General features: G+C 68.3%; 18 protein-coding genes. 9 read left to right on the top strand and 9 right to left on the bottom strand.

Annotation, left to right across the window (positions count from 1 at the left end):
• Together ACIO52_RS00640 and ACIO52_RS00645 are read right to left on the bottom strand one after the other, a co-directional pair.
• Entirely contained in the window at positions 1-2,064 is a 2,064-nt protein-coding gene (locus ACIO52_RS00640; protein ID WP_402640485.1) for a prolyl oligopeptidase family protein, read from the bottom strand.
• 39 nt (positions 2,065-2,103) lie between these two features.
• Positions 2,104-2,634, bottom strand: coding sequence for a hypothetical protein (locus ACIO52_RS00645; RefSeq protein ID WP_316576256.1), 531 nt, complete (start codon positions 2,632-2,634; stop codon positions 2,104-2,106).
• 134 nt (positions 2,635-2,768) lie between these two features.
• Between ACIO52_RS00645 and ACIO52_RS00650 the strand changes: the two genes are divergently transcribed.
• Positions 2,769-3,743: a dipeptidase gene (locus ACIO52_RS00650; protein WP_402640487.1), complete on the top strand. Its 975-nt coding sequence runs from the start codon at positions 2,769-2,771 to the stop codon at positions 3,741-3,743.
• A 49-nt stretch (positions 3,744-3,792) separates the two neighbouring features.
• Here ACIO52_RS00650 and ACIO52_RS00655 read toward each other — a convergent pair whose 3' ends face one another.
• Both ACIO52_RS00655 and ACIO52_RS00660 read right to left on the bottom strand, forming a co-directional pair.
• The gene (locus tag ACIO52_RS00655; protein WP_218722085.1) at positions 3,793-4,497 is read right to left on the bottom strand and encodes a YitT family protein; all 705 of its coding nucleotides are present in this window, start codon (positions 4,495-4,497) and stop codon (positions 3,793-3,795) included.
• 31 nt (positions 4,498-4,528) lie between these two features.
• A complete protein-coding gene (locus ACIO52_RS00660; protein WP_402640490.1) occupies positions 4,529-6,439 on the bottom strand; it encodes an adenine deaminase C-terminal domain-containing protein in 1,911 nt (636 codons plus the stop codon).
• On the opposite strand from ACIO52_RS00660, the gene ACIO52_RS00665 reads away from it, so the two are divergent.
• Positions 6,431-7,333, top strand: coding sequence for a LysR family transcriptional regulator (locus tag ACIO52_RS00665; RefSeq protein ID WP_342800501.1), 903 nt, complete (start codon positions 6,431-6,433; stop codon positions 7,331-7,333). The genes ACIO52_RS00660 and ACIO52_RS00665 overlap by 9 nt on opposite strands.
• Positions 7,334-7,388: 55 nt before the next feature.
• On the opposite strand, the gene ACIO52_RS00670 is transcribed toward ACIO52_RS00665, so the two are convergent.
• Positions 7,389-7,718 (bottom strand): rhodanese-like domain-containing protein, encoded by a 330-nt coding sequence (locus tag ACIO52_RS00670; protein WP_218722082.1) that lies wholly within the window; start codon positions 7,716-7,718, stop codon positions 7,389-7,391.
• A gap of 90 nt (positions 7,719-7,808) precedes the next feature.
• Here ACIO52_RS00670 and ACIO52_RS00675 point away from each other — a divergent pair, with 90 nt between their 5' ends.
• From ACIO52_RS00675 to ACIO52_RS00690, 4 genes are all read left to right on the top strand, one after another.
• Positions 7,809-8,252 carry a MarR family winged helix-turn-helix transcriptional regulator gene (locus ACIO52_RS00675; RefSeq protein WP_402640494.1) on the top strand — a complete coding sequence of 148 codons (444 nt, stop codon included), beginning with the start codon at positions 7,809-7,811 and terminating at the stop codon, positions 8,250-8,252.
• Positions 8,253-8,327: 75 nt separating this feature from the next.
• Positions 8,328-9,731, top strand: coding sequence for a dihydrolipoyl dehydrogenase (lpdA, locus tag ACIO52_RS00680; RefSeq protein WP_316576253.1), 1,404 nt, complete (start codon positions 8,328-8,330; stop codon positions 9,729-9,731).
• Between the two features lie 225 nt (positions 9,732-9,956).
• Positions 9,957-10,538, top strand: coding sequence for a L,D-transpeptidase (locus ACIO52_RS00685; protein WP_316576252.1), 582 nt, complete (start codon positions 9,957-9,959; stop codon positions 10,536-10,538).
• A 114-nt stretch (positions 10,539-10,652) separates the two neighbouring features.
• Positions 10,653-11,357 (top strand): polysaccharide deacetylase family protein, encoded by a 705-nt coding sequence (locus tag ACIO52_RS00690; RefSeq protein WP_218722078.1) that lies wholly within the window; start codon positions 10,653-10,655, stop codon positions 11,355-11,357.
• 57 nt (positions 11,358-11,414) lie between these two features.
• Here ACIO52_RS00690 and ACIO52_RS00695 read toward each other — a convergent pair whose 3' ends face one another.
• Positions 11,415-11,834, bottom strand: coding sequence for a helix-turn-helix domain-containing protein (locus ACIO52_RS00695; RefSeq protein WP_316576251.1), 420 nt, complete (start codon positions 11,832-11,834; stop codon positions 11,415-11,417).
• Between the two features lie 99 nt (positions 11,835-11,933).
• On the opposite strand from ACIO52_RS00695, the gene ACIO52_RS00700 reads away from it, so the two are divergent.
• Positions 11,934-12,782, top strand: a complete 849-nt coding sequence (locus ACIO52_RS00700; protein ID WP_402640500.1) for an SDR family oxidoreductase — start codon at positions 11,934-11,936, stop codon at positions 12,780-12,782.
• A gap of 103 nt (positions 12,783-12,885) precedes the next feature.
• The gene (locus ACIO52_RS00705; protein ID WP_316576375.1) at positions 12,886-13,209 is read left to right on the top strand and encodes a hypothetical protein; all 324 of its coding nucleotides are present in this window, start codon (positions 12,886-12,888) and stop codon (positions 13,207-13,209) included.
• Here the strand turns inward: ACIO52_RS00705 and ACIO52_RS00710 are convergent, their stop codons facing one another.
• Positions 13,210-13,587 carry a VOC family protein gene (locus ACIO52_RS00710; RefSeq protein ID WP_218722074.1) on the bottom strand — a complete coding sequence of 126 codons (378 nt, stop codon included), beginning with the start codon at positions 13,585-13,587 and terminating at the stop codon, positions 13,210-13,212.
• Positions 13,588-13,769: 182 nt separating this feature from the next.
• The gene (locus ACIO52_RS00715) at positions 13,770-14,333 is read right to left on the bottom strand and encodes a carboxymuconolactone decarboxylase family protein (RefSeq protein ID WP_218722073.1); all 564 of its coding nucleotides are present in this window, start codon (positions 14,331-14,333) and stop codon (positions 13,770-13,772) included.
• Between the two features lie 201 nt (positions 14,334-14,534).
• Here ACIO52_RS00715 and ACIO52_RS00720 point away from each other — a divergent pair, with 201 nt between their 5' ends.
• Positions 14,535-15,431 (top strand): nuclease-related domain-containing protein, encoded by an 897-nt coding sequence (locus ACIO52_RS00720; RefSeq protein ID WP_316576249.1) that lies wholly within the window; start codon positions 14,535-14,537, stop codon positions 15,429-15,431.
• 4 nt (positions 15,432-15,435) lie between these two features.
• Here the strand turns inward: ACIO52_RS00720 and ACIO52_RS00725 are convergent, their stop codons facing one another.
• Complete coding sequence (locus ACIO52_RS00725; protein WP_218722071.1) at positions 15,436-16,149, bottom strand: GntR family transcriptional regulator; 714 nt, start codon at positions 16,147-16,149, stop codon at positions 15,436-15,438.
• Position 16,150: the final 1 nt, after the last annotated feature.

A 16,150-nucleotide genomic window follows, 5' to 3' on the forward strand; every position in this document is an offset into this window, starting at 1 on the left:
CTACGCCGAACGGCGGCCCTCCATCAGCATCTGCGTGAAGAACTCGTAGACCAGCGCCGACAGGTAGGCCGACTGCTTGTTGTCGGCCGCGCCGCCGTGCCCGCCCTCGATGTTCTCGTAGTACCAGACGGTGCGGTCCTGGGATTCCAGCAGCGCCGCCATCTTTCGCGCGTGCCCGGGGTGCACGCGATCGTCGCGGGTGGAGGTGGCGAGCAGGATCGGCGGGTACTGCTTGCCGGTGTCGGTGTTCTGATACGGCGAGTACTCGCTGATGTAGGCCCACTCCTGCGGCTTGTCCGGGTCGCCGTACTCGGCCACCCAGGACGCGCCCGCCAGCAGCAGGTGGTAGCGCCGCATGTCCAGCAGCGGCACCTGGCACACGATCGCGCCGAACAGCTCCGGGTAGCGGGTGAGCATGACGCCCATCAGCAGACCGCCGTTGCTGCCGCCGATGGCGCCGAGGCGATCCGGGGTGGTGATGCCACGGGTCACCAGGTCGCGCGCGACCGCGGCGAAATCCTCGAAGGCGCGGTGCCGGTGCTCTTTCAGTGCCGCGGTGTGCCATTCGGGGCCGTATTCGCCGCCGCCGCGGATATTGGTCACCACGTAGGTGCCGCCGCGCTCCAGCCAGGCCATGCCCGCCGAGCCCAGATACTGGGGCGTCTTGGAGATCTCGAAGCCGCCGTAGCCGTTCATGATGGTCGGGCTCGGCGTGCCGCGACGGTCACGGTGACGAATCACGAAGTAGGGCACGGCCGTTCCGTCGTCGGAGGCGGCGAAGAACTGTTCGGTCTCGATGCCGGTGGCGTCGAAGTAGGCGGGGGCCTGCTTGAGCACCGTGGCCGGTTCGCCGATGGCACTGCTGAGCAAGGTGGTCGGCGTGGCGAATCCGGTGGTGGTGAGCATGAATTCGTCGCCGCCCTCGAGCGGGTCGAGGTTGTTCACCGTGGTCGACGACATGGCGGGGGAGTCGGCGAGTTCGGTCGTCGTCCAGCCGTCGGGGCCGGGCGTGAGCACCCGCAGGCCGGTCTGCACGTCCTGCAGGGTGGTCAGGACGAGGTGGTTCTCGGTCCAGCCCCAGCCGTCGAGCGAGGTGTGCGCGTCGGGCGTGAACAGGGCCTCGAAATCCCGTTCGCCGGCGAGGAACCCCGGCAGATCGGTGACGAGCAGGCTGCCCGGCTCGAAGGTCGCGCCGCCGACCTCCCACGCGGTCTTCAGCCGCACCAGCAGCCAGTCGCGATACCAGCTCACATCGGCGTCGGTCGGAGTCTCCAGCAGGCGCCAGGTGCCATCGGCATCCAGCAGGGAGATCTCCTCGTTGAAGAAGTCGGTCGCCCGGCCGGCCCAGTGCCGTTCGAAGCCGGGATGGCGGTCGTAACCGGCGCTGACCGAGACGTCGGTCGGCTTGCCCTCGAAGACCGTCTCCGCCTCGGCCAGCGCGGTGCCGCGCCGCCAGCGCTTGGCGATGCGCGGGTAGCCCGAATCGGTGAGTGAGCCGGGGCCGAAATCGGTGCCGACGTAGACGGTGTCGATGTCGATCCAGCGCAGCTGCGACTTGGCCTCGGGCAGGAAGAACCCGCCGTCCGCCGGTGCGATGAACTCCCTTGTCGTCAGGTCGAATTCACGCTGGACCTTCGCGTCGGCACCGCCGCGGGAGAGCTGGATGAAGGCGCGCTCCTGCGAGGGCCGCAGGACGGTGGCGCCCGCCCAGACCCAGTTCTCCCCGTCGGCCTCGGCGAGGGCGTCGACGTCGATCAGCACATCCCACTCGGGGTTCTCGCTCGCGTAGGACTCGAAGGTGGTCCGCCGCCACAACCCGCGCTGATGCTCGGCATCGCGCCAGAAGTTGTACAGCCACGGCCCGCGCCGGCCGGGGTAGGCGATCTTGGTGTCGTCGTCGAGCATGGCGAGCACGCGCTGCTCGAGCGCGCCGAACCGCTCCGTGTCCGCGAACCGCTGCCGCACCACCTCGTTGCGGGCCCGCGCCCAGTCCAGCGCGGCCTCGCCGGTCACATCCTCGAGCCAGAGATAGGGATCCGTCACGTCCTGCTCAACGCCGCTCATTCCCCCATTGTTGCCGAGTGGCCGCGGGAGTGTGCGGGCTCACCAGGAGTGAGCGACGTCGATCACCACGCGAGCGGGGTCGTCGAGGGTGAGAACCCGGAACGGCAGGCGCGCGCGGACGCCGAGGCCGAGGGTGGTCTGGCCCTCGAACGAGCCGGCCCAGGAGGCCTGACGGAAGGTCGGGTAGTCGCCGACGTCGACGAGTTCGGCGCGGTTCGCGGGGCGGTAGGTGCTGTTGCCCTCGGCGTCGTAGGCCGGGGCTTGCACCATCACCTGGAGGTACGCGCCGCCGCGCAGCGGGACCGCGGCGCCGGAGCCGTCCATGGCGACCGTGTCGACGTAACCGACGCGGTAGCCCGGGAGCGGGCCGGACAGGTCGACGACGAGGCGGTCGAAGCAGTCGTGGCGGCCGGACCGGACTGCGCCGACGGTCGCGGTGGAGTACCCCGCGCTCGACTTGTCGAGGGAGCCCCAGGTGAGTCCGCAGGAGGACGGGGTCGCGGTAGCGGGCAGGGTCCACAGGCCCGCGCAGGCCGCGAGCGTGGTGAGCAGGACGAGGAAGCGACGCATGTCGCACCGCCTTCGGGCAGTGGGAGGAAGTACTGATTGATCGGACCGATCAGACAACCCGTTAGCGTCGTTGAGGTTCCGGATGTGTTGCGATCCGTAGGATCGCAGGTCACGGACTACGACCGGAGGTGACCATGGCACCCTTCCTGTGGGAGCAGCACTGCTGTCTGCCGTTGCATCACACCGCGCGCATCGGCGAGCTCGCCCGCTACCCGCTCGGGTCGTATCTGTCGGTCAACGTCGGGTATTCGGCGCAGACCACCACGGATTCGCTGGCGCTGCTGCACCAATTCCGTGACCAGGCATCGGCCGATCCGCGTTTCCGGCTGGTCGAGCGCCGCGCCGATATCGGCGCCGACGACGCCATCGCGCTGGCCTTCGACCTGGAGGACTCGGCCCCGCTCGGCGGTGATCTCGACAATGTGGAGATGTTCTACCGGCTCGGCGTGCGCTCGCTGCTCCCGAGCTACAACCACGCCAACGCGGCGGGCTGTGGCTGTCTCGATACCGAGGACACCGGCCTCACCGGCTACGGAAAAGACTTGGTGCGCAAGCTGAACGAGGTCGGCGTGTTCGCCGATGGCTCGCACTGCTCGCGTCGCACCGGGCTCGATATCGCGACCAACACCGCCGTCCCGATGATCTACAGCCACTCCAATTTCGCTGCCCTGTGGGAGCATCCGCGCAACATCTCCGACGACCAGGCCCGCGCCTGCGCCGAGACCGGCGGGGTGATCGGCATCAACGGGGTGGGAATCTTCCTCGGTCACAACGCTCCCGACGACCACGCGGCCCGGCTGGCCGCCATGGCCGACCACATCCGCTACGGCGTCGATCTGGTCGGGCTCGACCACATCGGCATCGGTTCGGACTACTCCTTCGACGGCCGGGAATTCAACGACGAGATCCGGGACAATCCCGGCGCCTTCTCCGAGGCGTACACGAAATGGGGCCCGCTCCAATGGGTTCCCCCGGAGAACCTGCTCGGCGAGTCCGGCGCACCCGGCCTCGACGAGCTGCTGGCCGACCGGGGGTTCCACCGAGCCGAGCGCGCGGCGATCTTCGGCGGCAACTTCGCCAGGGTCGCCGGCCAGGTCTGGCGCGACTGACCGCAGCCGAGGCGAACCAGCCTGCCGCGCGGGGCGGCGGCGGTTCGCGCTAGTCGGCGACGGGCGTCGGCACCGGCTGGGCCGCGCGCTTGCGCGCCGTGACCTTCCCGTACAGGAAGAAGTACCCCTTCACGTACTGGCCGACGAGGATCGCGTTGATGATCGTGCCCTCGCGAATGAAATGCGGTGCGCCGAGGAAGATCAGCCCGATGCCCGCCGAGATCGCGAGCAGCGTGCAGTCGAACACGGTCTTGATGTTGCCCCACTTGCGGCCCGTCCGCTGCTGGATCGTATTCACGAACAGGTCGATCGGCATCAGGATCAGGTTCGCGCGAATCATCAGGAACAGGCCCAGCGCCAGCATCGCGTCGGCGAAGACCAGCAAGACGAGGTTGGCCGCGTACGGCTCCAGATGGACCCACTCGGTGAGCCACAGGTTCAGGTCGAGGAGCAGTGCCAGCACCAGCGCCGGGATCATCGAGAGCAGGTAGCTCGCCTTGAAGGCCTTCGGTCCGACCAGGAAGGTCAGGCCGAGCATGATGATCTCGAGGATGAGGTTGTAGTTGCCCTGGCTCAGCGGGGTGAACACCAGCGTCATCGTGCGGGTGAGGCTGCTCTGCGGGGAGATCCCGATCCCGGCCCTGATGGCCAGGCTGAGGCCGAGGGTGAGGATATAGATTCCGGCGACGTAGGTGATCCAGCGGCGCACCTTGTTCCCGTTGTCGATGACTGCCGCGTCGTTGTCGTGCTGCATAGCGGTGGATCCCTTGCTCTGGTAGCCGACGCTATTTCATGAAGCCGAAGCGATCGAGCGAGATGAACAGCGTCAGTAGCTTGTTGACGACCGGTTCGCCCTCGTTGTGATGGCCGAGTTTCGCCAGCGCCTCGTCGATCGACCGGGTCGCCTCGACGAGTTCGGTCAGGTCCATATCCGCCATGACGCCATAGAAGTCCAGCGGCAGCACGGCTTTCGCTTCCTGCTCGTCGGTGACGACACAGCCGCCGACCAGCCCGTCGAGCTGCTGGAGGTTCGCGCGCATCTCGGCGCTGTCGGATCCGACGACCACGAAGTAGGCCGACGGCGCTGGCCAGAAGGTCGAGACCGCCCCGCGCTCGATCGAGACGCCTTGGAACAGCCCGTTCACGATGTGGCGCGCGCCGTCGGCGTAGCGCTGCACGATCGAGATCCGGTTGAGCCGCACCCCGTCGTGCTCGGGAACGATCGCGCCGTCGCGCACCGGCACCCAGACCTCCTGCGCGAACTTGCGATGCCCGCGCCCGTAGACGTCGAAGAGCAGCACCTTCGCCCGGGTGCCGTCCGCCGAGATCTCGATCGGGGTGAGGTCGAGTTGTTCGGCACGCAGGCCCTCGAGGCCGGGCCTGGGCCGCTTGGCCAGCACCGAATAGTCGATCCCGACGGGCTCGAGCAGGCGCCGATCCCGGGCCACCAGCTTGCCGCCCTTGAAGACATAGCGCGGATTGATCGTGGCGAGGCTGTCGGTGAGCACGATGTCGGCGAAGCGGCCCGGGCTCAGCGAGCCGAGATCGCGGTCCTTGTGGAACGAGCGCGCCGCGTAGAGGGTGCCCATCTTGATCGCCTTGATCGGCGGCATACCCATCTCCACGGCCAGGGAGACGACCCAGTCGATATGGCCCTGCCGCAGGACCCGGTCCACCGAGATATTGTCGGCGCAGAGCTGGAAGTTCTCGGCGGGCCAGTGCCGTTTTACGATGGCGCGCAACATTGTTCGAATGACCTCCGGGCTACCGACGCCGAATTTGATCTGGGTGTTGAGGCCGTAGCGAATGCTCTTCTCGATATCGGCTTCGTTCCAGACGTCGTGGTTGTTGTCGACGCCGATCGCGGGCATGTAATTGAGCAGCATGTCCGGCAGTGATGTGACGCCCCAGTGGCAGTTGACGAATCCGGCGTTCGCCCGGCCGAGCGCGGACTTGCGGAAATCGTCGGCGTTGCCGGTCATATAGGACAGATGGGCCAGTTCGCCGAGGCCGATGACCGGATCCATCGCCAGCATCGCTTCGGTGACTTCCGGCGAGGTCTTCTTCCCCGGCGCGAAAGCGTAGAGCCGGTAGGGGAGTTTGTCGTGGTCGGCGAACAGCGCCCGGGCCGCGTCGACCGCTTCGTCGCCCGCCGCGCTGGCGAAATCGAGGGTCTCGCCGAAGACCGTGGTCGTGCCGCTCGGCACGATCGCCTCGCCGAAGGCCGCCGGATGCGCGAGCTGGGATTCGAAGTGCAGGTGCGAGTCGATCAGGCCGGGAATCGCGTAAAGGCCGCCACCGTCGAAGGATTCGCGATAGCGCACGATCGACTCGTCGGGGTTCAGCGCGATGATGCGTTCCCCGTGGACCAGCAGCGAACCGGGATAGACGGATTCGCTGTGCACGTCGAGGATGTGCAGATTGCGCAGCAGCAGGTCCGCTTCCTGCTCGCCTGCCAGGATGGCGAAGATCGTGCGGACGTGATCGTCGTGGGCGGAAACCTCGGCGGCGCCCGGGAAAGGGGCCTCGGTCGTCGAATTCTGCTGGGGCATGGCGGTCCTCATCTCGATATTTCGGCACTGTCGCTGCGCCTGTATCGATTGGACGTGATCAGCACCGTTGCCCACAAGCATTCGTTTTCGCACGAGGTGTACTAAATTTTCGTACACTAATTCCAGGAGGTGGCGGTGCTCCATTCACGATTGCTGCAGTACATCGACGAAGTGGCGCGGCTCGGGTCCATTCGCGCGGCCGGCGCCCGGCTCCATGTCGCGCCGTCGGCGATCAATCGGCAGATCCTGCTGCTGGAGGCCGAACTCGACCAGCCGCTGTTCGAACGGCTGCCGCGCGGCATGCGGCTCACCCCGGCGGGCGAGGCGCTGCTCGTGCACATCCGGCAGACGCTGCGGCAATACCGCGAGACCGTGGCCGACATCCGTGATCTGCGCGCGCTCGGCAGCGGGGAGGTCGTGATCGCCACCATGACCGGCCTGGCCAGCAGTGTCGTGGCCACCGCGGCCACGACGTTTCGCGCCCGGCATCCGCAGGTCCGGATCTCGATCCGCACCATGTCGACCCTCGACATCGTGCAGGCCATCGAGAACAGTGAGGCAGACCTCGGCCTCGGCTTCAATATCCCGCCGTCGGCGCAGCTCGAGGTCTGCTGGCAGATGAACACGCGGCTCGGAGTCGTTGTCTCGCCGCATCATCCGCTGGCCCCGATGGAGACGATCCCGCTCGCGCAGTGCACTCCGTTTCCGCTGATCTTCGCCGACCGTTCCATGGTGATCCACGGGATCGTCGCCGAGGCCTTCGCCAACGCCGGTCTCGATATCCAGCCCGCGTTCCACACCAATTCGATCGAGACGATGAAGCGGCTGGCGATGTCCGGCGAGGCGATCGCCTTCCTCAGTGAGTTCGACATCGCCGAGGAACTCCGGGACGGCCGCCTGGCCTTCCGGCAGGTGCGCGACGCCTTCGACGTCAACATCATCTCGCTGGTGCGCCGGGAGAAGCACGGGCACGGCCTGGCCGGTTTCCTGCTCGCCGACGAGATCGGCAAGGCGCTGCGGCCCGGCGAGCCCGACTAGCGGCTCGCCGTCGGCGGGCCGCTGGTCGGGCGGTGGAAGGCTGTGGCGCGAGCGGTCAGGCCGACGTTTCGATCGGCAGGCCCGCCTCGGACCAGTCCTGGATGCCTTCGCGGTACTTGCGGACATCGGTGTAGCCGAGGGCTTCCAGCTCGCTCGCGACGACCTGGCTGTTGCCGCACCCGGCGTTCGAGCAGTAGACGACGACCGCCGCGTCGCGGTCCGGCAGGAGTTCGGGGGCGCGGTCGGCGACATCGTCGGCGATCAGGTTGAGCGCGCCGGGCAGGTGCGCCTTGGCGTAGTACTCCGGGCCGAGTGCGTCGAGCACGGTCACGGTGTTCGACTCGATCGCCGCGGCCAGTTCGTCGCGGGTGATGAGTGCGGTCATGGGGTCCACCTCGGTTGTTCGAAGGAAATTTATGTGCGTGCACACGCTACTAGTTGTGTGCGCACGCACGCAAGTGGGTAGACTGGTCCGGTGCCGAACGATCAGCCGTCCCGTCGTCCCGCGGTCGCCGCGTGGGCGGCGCTGTTGCAGGTGCACGCGGCGTTCGTCCCCGAACTCGACGCCGAACTCCGCAAAGCCACCGGCTTGCCGCTGACCTGGTACGACGTGCTGCTCGAACTCGACGCGGCCGGGCCGATGCGGATGAGCGATCTGGGCGACAAGGTCGTCCTCAGCCGGACCAGGGTGAGTCGCCTCGTCGCCGAGCTGGAAGCCGACGGCCTGCTGCGCCGCGAGACCAACCCCGACGACGGCAGGTCTGCGCTGGTGGCCATCTCCGACCTCGGCAGGCAGCGGTTCCGCCAGGCCGCGCCGCACTACCTCGCCGGCATCGAACGCAGGCTCGGGGCCCACGTGAGCGCCGCCGAGCTCGCGGCCGTGGCCGACACGTTGCGCAAGGTGCTCGGCGGTCCGTAGCGCCCGCTCGCGCGCACCTCACCTAAGTGGGGGACGGGTGGGTGAACTCCCCGAAACAGAGTTAGGCTCGGGGTCGTGACTTCCCACTACGATGTCGTCGTTCTCGGCGCTGGTCCCGGCGGATACGTCGCCGCGATCCGTGCCGCTCAACTCGGCCTGCGAACAGCGATTGTCGAGCAGAAATACTGGGGTGGCGTGTGCCTGAACGTGGGCTGCATCCCGTCCAAGGCACTGCTGCGCAACGCCGAACTGGCCCATATCTTCCACAAGGAAGCCAAGACCTTCGGCATCTCCGGTGAGGTCAGCTTCGACTTCGGCGCCGCCTTCGATCGCAGCCGCAAGGTGGCCGACGGGCGCGTCAAGGGCGTGCACTTCCTGATGAAGAAGAACAAGATCGACGAGTTCGACGGTCTCGGTACCTTCACCGGCCCGAACTCGCTCGATGTGGCCCTGACCAAGGGCGGCACCGAGACGATCACGTTCGACAACGTCATCATCGCCACCGGCACCACCACCAAGCTGCTGCCGGGCACCCAGCTCTCGGCCAACGTGGTGACCTACGAGGAGCAGATCCTCACCCGTGAGCTGCCCGGCTCGATCCTGATCGTCGGCGCGGGCGCGATCGGCATGGAGTTCGCCTACGTCCTCAAGAACTACGGCGTCGACGTGCGGATCGTGGAGTTCCTCGACCGCGCGCTGCCCAACGAGGACATCGACGTCTCCAAGGAGATCACCAAGCAGTACAAGAAGCTCGGCATCACCATCACCACCGGTGCCGCCGTGCAGTCGATCGACGACGACGGCTCCAAGGTCACCGTCCAGATCAAGGACAACAAGTCCGGCGCGATCGAGACCGTCACCGTCGACAAGGTGCTGCAGGCCGTCGGCTTCGCGCCGCGCGTCGATGGCTACGGCCTGGAGACCACCGGTGTCGCCCTCACCGACCGTGGCGCCATCGCGATCGACGACAACATGCGCACCAACGTGCCGCACATCTACGCGATCGGTGACGTCACCGCCAAGCTCCAGCTCGCGCACGTCGCCGAGGCGCAGGGTGTGGTCGCCGCCGAGACCATCGCCGGCGCCGAGACGCTGACCCTGGGCGACTACCGGATGATGCCGCGCGCCACCTTCTGCCAGCCGCAGGTCGCCAGCTTCGGTCTCACCGAGCAGCAGGCCCGCGACGAGGGCTACGACGTGAAGGTCGCGACCTTCCCGTTCACCGCCAACGGCAAGGCGCACGGCCTGGCCGACCCGACCGGTTTCGTGAAGCTGATCGCCGACAACACCCACGGCGAGCTCATCGGCGGGCACCTCATCGGCCCCGACGTCTCGGAGCTGCTGCCCGAGCTGACCCTGGCCCAGAAGTGGGACCTCACGGTCAACGAGCTCGCGCGCAACGTGCACACCCACCCGACGCTCAGCGAAGCGCTGCAGGAAGCGATCCACGGCCTCGCCGGCCACATGATCAACTTCTGATTCGTCGAAGACACGAGGGGCGGTCGCCGGGCGACCGCCCCTCGGTCGTGTCCGCGACACGAATTGCGTGTATTTCTTTTCGGCCAAAATTACGGGCGTTGATTTGGCGAATGGGGATGCTGTCCACGATGATCCGTGTAGTTCTTCGTTCGCTCGATAGTCGCTACACCTGATCTCGTGAGTACATGGGTAACTCGCCGGGCACGCCCACTAGCTGACTTCCTCGTGACCGCCAGCCCGGCACCCTGGCTGTTCGACCTGCCGACCACCGGCAAGAGTCGCGGGGAGGCGGACAGAGAGGCAACGGATTCGATGAGCAAGCGCATTCTCGGTTGGGTAGCTCGTGCGGCGGCAGTGGTAGCGGTGGCCGGATTCGGAACCATGGCGCCCGCGGTGGCCGAACCGCTTTTCCCCGGTGGCCCCGATCTTCCCGGTGTTCCCGCCGTCGTCCCGACGGCGTCGCCGTGCCCGGTGGTCGAGGCGAGGGCGTGCATGCGGCTGTCGACGAACGAAGCGTGGCTGGTCGACAACGGCCGGGTGATCTTCGGCCCGACGCCGATTTCGCACGGTATGGCCGGATACGAAACTCCGCCCGCGGTCACCCGGATTTCCTTCAAGCGGGAATTCCACTGGAGCACGATGCACAACGCGCCGATGCGCTGGGCCACCTTCTTCAACGGTGACATGGCATTCCATGTCGGCCCGGTGAATTCGAAGTCGCACGGTTGTGTGCGCATGACCGAGGACGGCGCCCACCGCTTCTTCGACTACCTGAACCCGGGCGACATCACGCAGGTGATCGAGTAGCTGTACGGAGTGGCCGAGGATGCTTGCCGGGACGGGTCAGCCCGTGCCCGGTGAGTCATCCATGTTCTCGTGTTCGTCTGTCGCCGGGTTCCCCTCGTGCGGTATACAGCTTGTGTGCGTAAGTGGTTGATCGGCGGGGCAGCGGTCGTCGCGGTACTGCTGGTGGTGGTCGGCGGGCTGTATGTGCTGATGAATTCGCGGACCTACCAGTTGACGGGACGATTGGTCGATCGCGTCGACACCGACGAGAAACTGGTCGCCCTGACCTTCGACGACGGGCCGACCGAACGCACGCCCGAGATCCTGCGCGTGCTCGCCGAATCGCGGGTCCCGGCCACGTTCTACCTGGTCGGGGAAGACCTGGCCGCCCACCCCGAATACGGCGCGGCGATCGCCGCGGCGGGCCACGAGATCGGCAATCACTCCTATACGCATCGCCGCATGGTGCTGGTCTCCGGTGACACCGTGCGCGAGGAGATCGAGCGCACCGACGCCGAGATCCGCCGCACCGGCTACCAGGGCCCGATCACCTTCCGGCCGCCCTACGGCAAGAAGCTCTGGGCGCTCCCCAGTTACCTCGCCGAGCACGACCGCACCACCGTGACCTGGGATGTCGAGCCCGACTCCGCGGGTGGCGCGAGCCGTGCGGACGTCGTCGCCGACACCCTGGCCCGGACTCGGCCCGGCTCGGTCGTGCTGCTGCACGTCATGCACGGGCGCGAATCCGCCGCCGCGCTCCCCGAGATCGTCACCGGCCTGCGCTCCCGAGGCTACGAATTCACGACCGTCTCCGAGCTGCTCCGGCGCGACCACGGCTGACTCGCCGGGGACAGGCGCACTCCGACTCGGCACGCGCCGCCGCGAATCGCGCCGGGCCTAGCGATCGGCCTGGGTCCGCGGAGTGGCGGATCGGTGGTAGCTCGCCTGGGCTTCGCGGACCGTGTCCATGTTGGTCTCCAGGACCACGATCAGCGACTCCAAGCGCTCGGCGACCTGCGCGCCGAGCTCGGTCAGCGTGTACTCCACGCGCGGCGGAATGGCCTCGAGCACCTCGCGATGCACCATGCCGTCGCGTTCGAGGGTCTGCAGGGTCTGCGACAGCATCCGTTCGCTCACGCCGTCGACGCGCCTGCGCAGCGCGCTGAATCGGTACGGGCCTTCGCGTAGTGCCACCAGGGCCAGCACGCCCCACCGGCTGGCGACATTCTGGAGCACCGGCCGCGACTCGCAGTTGCGCGCGAAGACGTCGGCTTCCAGCGCCTGATCGTCGTCGGTCGACGGGGGCTGCGTGCTCATGCTGCCGATCGTACCGCCCTTGACCAGAGTGCCTGCGGAATGCATAGTGCTTACGAATAGTTAGTACTTCAAAATCGGTACAAACCCTGGAGGAAGATCATGACTGTTGCGGTGACCGGAGCGAGTGGACAGCTGGGCAGGCTCGTCGTCGAGGCCCTGCTGGCGGCGGGCGAACAGCCGGTGGCGATCGTGCGCGATCCCGCCAAGGTCGCCGACCTGGCCGAACGTGGTGCGCAGGTCCGGCAGGCGAGTTATGACGATTCCGCAGCACTCGATGCCGCGCTGGCCGGTGTCGACCGGTTGCTGCTGGTCTCGGGTAACGAATTCGGCGCCCGGGTCGCCCAGCACACCACTGTCATCCGGGCCGCCGAGCGCGCGGGTGTCCAGCTGCTCGCCTACACCAGCATCCCCGTCGCGACCGACAACCGGATGATCCTGGCGCAGGAGCATCGGAGCACCGAGGAGGTGCTCGCCACCGCGTCGGTACCGACCGTCCTGCTGCGCAACAGTTGGTACTGGGAGAACTACGCCGCCGGCGCCGCGCATGCCGTGCAGACCGGTGTGCTCGCCGGCGCCTCGGGCGAGGGCAAGGTCTCCGGTGCCCCGCGTGCCGACTACGCCGAGGCGGCGGCGGTCGTGCTCACCACCGACGGCCACGAGGGCCGCGTCTACGAGCTCGGCGGGGACGACGCCCTGACCGGTGCCGACATCGCCGCCGTACTCACCGAGGTCGCCGGCACGCCGGTGCGCTACGAAAACCTGACCGAAGCCGACTACGCGGCGGTCCTGCGCCAGGCGGGCCTGCCCGAGCCGGTGGCCGCGGCGCTGGCCGATGCCGACTCGGGCATCGCCGACGGCCTGCTCGAGGTCCGCACGGGCGACCTGGCCAAGCTCCTCGGCCGCCCGGTGACCCCGCCCGCCGAGGCGTTGCGCGCCCTCCTCGGCTGATTTCGGGGTGGGCCGACGGGGAGTGGTGTGGCAGAGTTCGGGTGTGGCTACCGAAACTCCCCGTCGACGCGCGCACTCCTACCTGAGCGGGCTGCTGTTCGTGATGGGTGCCTTGCATTTCGTCGCGCCGAAGCCGTTCGACGGCATCGTGCCGCCGAAGCTGCCCGGCAACCCGCGGACCTACACCTACGCGTCCGGGGTCGCCGAGCTCGGCGTCGCGACGGCGCTGGCGGTGCCGCGCACCCGCCGGTTCGGCGGTTGGCTGGCCGCGGCGCTGTTCGTCGGGGTCTTCCCGGCGAACATCCAGATGGCCGTCGACGTGGTCGGCAATCCGAAGGCGAACGGCCTGTTCAAGGCCGGTGTGCTGGCGCGGCTGCCGCTGCAGATCCCGATGGTCGTCGCCGCGCTGCGCGTCGCGCGCCGCTGATCACACCCACTGCACCAGCTGGATGACGATCCCGTTCGGGTCGGTCATCTGGAAGTAGCGCTCGCCCCACTCCTCGGTCTCGATGGGCGTCTCGATCGGCACGCCCGCGGCGCGCAGTCGCTCGTACTCGGCGTCGATGTCGTCGACGATGAACACCACGAGCGTGCCGTCGCCCGCGCTGCCCGCGATGCGCGCCGGCTTGAAGGTGCTCAGGCCGGTGCGCAGGTAGATGACGTTCATTCCGGCATCGGGCCGCTGGAGGGAGACGAACCCGTCGGCGGCCATCTGTTCGGTGAAGCCGAGGTGGTCGACCAGGAACTTCGCCGAGGCCTGGGGGTCGGCGACATTGAGCGAGATGGCGGAGCCGGTGATCTGCATGCGTTCTCCTCGGTTCGTTTAACTCCGTACGATGTACGGTTGAAACCATGACGGCGAACCGAACGCTTCGCCCTATGAGCTGAGTCACAACATGAGCGCGGGACAACGCGCCGGGCACGGGCTGACCGTGCCGGTGACCACCGCCCGCCGCCGACCTGACCCAGCTCCGAGCCTCGGTCCGGCTAGAAGTCGCGGAGAGGCGGGAGAGTGTCGCGGTCGATCCGCAGCGTGGTGATGGTGGCGGCCAGGCCCTCGTACTGGTTGATCAGCAGCACGATCTCGATGAGCCGGCGCTCGTCGTAGTGTGCGGCGAGCTCGGCCCACGCGGCATCGTCGACGTCGCGGCTGGTCACCAGCTGGTCGACGACGGTGAGCAGCGCCCGCTGCCGTGGCGTCCAGCCCTCGGCCTCGGGCCCGGCGGCGACGCGGTCGATCTCCACCGCCGAGAGTCCGGCCTTGCGGCCGAGGCGGCGATGATGGTCGGTCTCGTAGTCGCACGCGCGCAGGTGCGCGACCCGCAGGATGACCAGTTCGGCCTCGGCGCGTGGCAGCCGCCCGCCCGGCATGAGCTTGCCGGAAAAGTGCAGCCAGCCGCGGAACAGCCCGCCGGTGCGCCCGAGGGTGCTGAACAGATGCGCGTCATCGGTGCCCGACGCCCGGGAAAGCACTTGCCAGACAACCCAGTTGATCGGTCCGAGCTCGGCGAACCGTCCCGGGGAAACCCGTGGTAGGGGCGCTGGATCCATCACTTCTCCACCTGTCTGCTCGTGCTCGCCCGGCCGGTTCGCAGCGTACTCGCCGGTATGGGATCGCGAAGGCGACTGCGGGAGTCGTGCCGGTTTTCTTTGGTTTCCAGTGGTTTTCGCAACAGTTGCGCGTCATGATCGGTGGGTACCGCAGCGCGCAGCGGCGGTGTGAGGTCGCAGCACTGGTAGGGGAACATCGGAATGCTGGTTCGGATCAGGCCGGATGCGGAGCTCACCGGCGCCGAGCGGGAGTTCGTCGATTGCCTGCGCGCCTATCCGAGCACGGGGCTCGCGCTGGTGGATTGCCGGGTCGGTGATCGCAGGCTGGGCGCGGTGATCGTGACGCCGCGGGGGATCACGGTCATCGAGGTGAAGGGCTTCCGGCGACGTCAGAGCGGCCTGCTCGCGGTCTCGGCCGCGGGCGAGTGGACGATCAGCGACAGCCCGCTCGACCTGGACGCCGAGCCCTCGACCGGGCTCACCGACCGGCTCGAGCACGGGATACACGCCGTGCGGGTGGCGCTGGAGCAGGCGCTGCAGGACAGCAGGCACGTCAGCGGCGCGGTGGTGATGGTGCCCTATCGGGGCGTGGTGGTGCGGCCCGCCCGCACCGCGCTGCGGTCCGGGCTGGACGTGCTGGTCGCCAATACCGTCGACGCGCACGAGCTGCGCGTGTACCTCGAGGGCTTCTCCGCCGGGCCCCGCGAATGGACGATCGACCGGGTACTCGCCACCTGCACCGCGCTGGGCGCCGGTGACCTGACGCCCGCGCGCGCCGACCTGGCCGCCGACGGCTTCGAGGGCAGCCGCCCCGCGCCGGCGCCGCGCCCGCCGCAGCCGCGCAAGTTCACCGAACCGATCCAGGCGCCGCCGCCCGCCGAGCCGTCCGAGCGCGGGAAGCTGGTCGGGCTGATCCTGTTCGTCGCGGCCGTGCTCGGTGTGTTCGTGGTGTTCCTGGTGGTCGGGCAGGCCCTGCTGCGGGACTCGCCGCACCCGCGTCCCAGCTCCGAGATCTCCCAGAGCACGACCAGGGCGCCCGCCTCGACCCCGGCCAGTCAGCGTCCGGTCCAGTGCTGGCCGTTCCAGGAAGGCTGCTGAGCCCTCAATCTCGCACGGCACGGCCGAGTTTGGTGAAGGCGATCGCCTGCTCGGCCCGCACCCGGACGTGCGCGCGGGAGGAATCGATGTGCGCGGTGAGGGTGTGCAGCGCCTGGTCGCCCGCCCCGGCCAGCACCTGCTCGGCGATGGTGATGTGCTCGGCTGTCATCGCCGCGACCCGCTCGGCGGTCGGCACGTCCATGGTGCGCACCGGGCGCACCCGCACGTAGACCGCGGTGAGCGCCTCGGCGAGGGCCGAATTACCCGCCGCCCGCAGCAGCTCGGTGTGGAACCGCTCGTCGGCGGCCACCAGCTCCGGCCCGGGTTCCGGTGGCGTGTCCCGGTATTCGCGCCAGCGCTCCAGTTCGGCGCGCACGGCGGGCAGATCGTGGGCGGCGGGGCTGTGCGGCTGGACCGAGTCCGCGGCATCGATGCGCTGGAAACCCCGGGCTTCCAGCACTATTCGTAGTTCGTAGAGCTCGTCGAGCTCGGCCAGGCGCGGGCGATAGAGGTAGAGCCCGTCCGGGTGGCGCTGGACCAAGCCGTCGGCCTGGAGCCGGGCCAGCGCCTCGCGCACCGGAGTGCGCGAGACGCCGTAGCGCTGGGCCAGCCGTTCGGCGCGCAGTCGTTCGGTCGGCGGGAGGGTCCCGGTGGCCAGGTCGTCACGCAGCGCCAGGTAGACGCGCTCGGCCAGGGACACCCGCCCCCTGCGGTTCATG

The organism is Nocardia sp. NPDC087230 (genome assembly GCF_044744725.1).
GTDB lineage: Bacteria > Actinomycetota > Actinomycetes > Mycobacteriales > Mycobacteriaceae > Nocardia > Nocardia canadensis.

Bases quoted from the DNA above. Each gene is read 5' to 3' on its own strand.
- ACIO52_RS00640 (WP_402640485.1), bottom strand. From the start codon at position 2,064: ATGAGCGGCGTTGAGCAGGACGTGACGGATCCCTATCTCTGGCTCGAG.
- ACIO52_RS00645 (WP_316576256.1), bottom strand. From the start codon at position 2,634: ATGCGTCGCTTCCTCGTCCTGCTCACCACGCTCGCGGCCTGCGCGGGC.
- ACIO52_RS00650 (WP_402640487.1), top strand. From the start codon at position 2,769: ATGGCACCCTTCCTGTGGGAGCAGCACTGCTGTCTGCCGTTGCATCAC.
- ACIO52_RS00655 (WP_218722085.1), bottom strand. From the start codon at position 4,497: ATGCAGCACGACAACGACGCGGCAGTCATCGACAACGGGAACAAGGTG.
- ACIO52_RS00660 (WP_402640490.1), bottom strand. From the start codon at position 6,439: ATGGAGCACCGCCACCTCCTGGAATTAGTGTACGAAAATTTAGTACAC.
- ACIO52_RS00670 (WP_218722082.1), bottom strand. From the start codon at position 7,718: ATGACCGCACTCATCACCCGCGACGAACTGGCCGCGGCGATCGAGTCG.
- ACIO52_RS00695 (WP_316576251.1), bottom strand. From the start codon at position 11,834: ATGAGCACGCAGCCCCCGTCGACCGACGACGATCAGGCGCTGGAAGCC.
- ACIO52_RS00700 (WP_402640500.1), top strand. From the start codon at position 11,934: ATGACTGTTGCGGTGACCGGAGCGAGTGGACAGCTGGGCAGGCTCGTC.
- ACIO52_RS00705 (WP_316576375.1), top strand. From the start codon at position 12,886: ATGGGTGCCTTGCATTTCGTCGCGCCGAAGCCGTTCGACGGCATCGTG.
- ACIO52_RS00710 (WP_218722074.1), bottom strand. From the start codon at position 13,587: ATGCAGATCACCGGCTCCGCCATCTCGCTCAATGTCGCCGACCCCCAG.
- ACIO52_RS00715 (WP_218722073.1), bottom strand. From the start codon at position 14,333: ATGGATCCAGCGCCCCTACCACGGGTTTCCCCGGGACGGTTCGCCGAG.
- ACIO52_RS00720 (WP_316576249.1), top strand. From the start codon at position 14,535: ATGCTGGTTCGGATCAGGCCGGATGCGGAGCTCACCGGCGCCGAGCGG.
- ACIO52_RS00725 (WP_218722071.1), bottom strand. From the start codon at position 16,149: ATGAACCGCAGGGGGCGGGTGTCCCTGGCCGAGCGCGTCTACCTGGCG.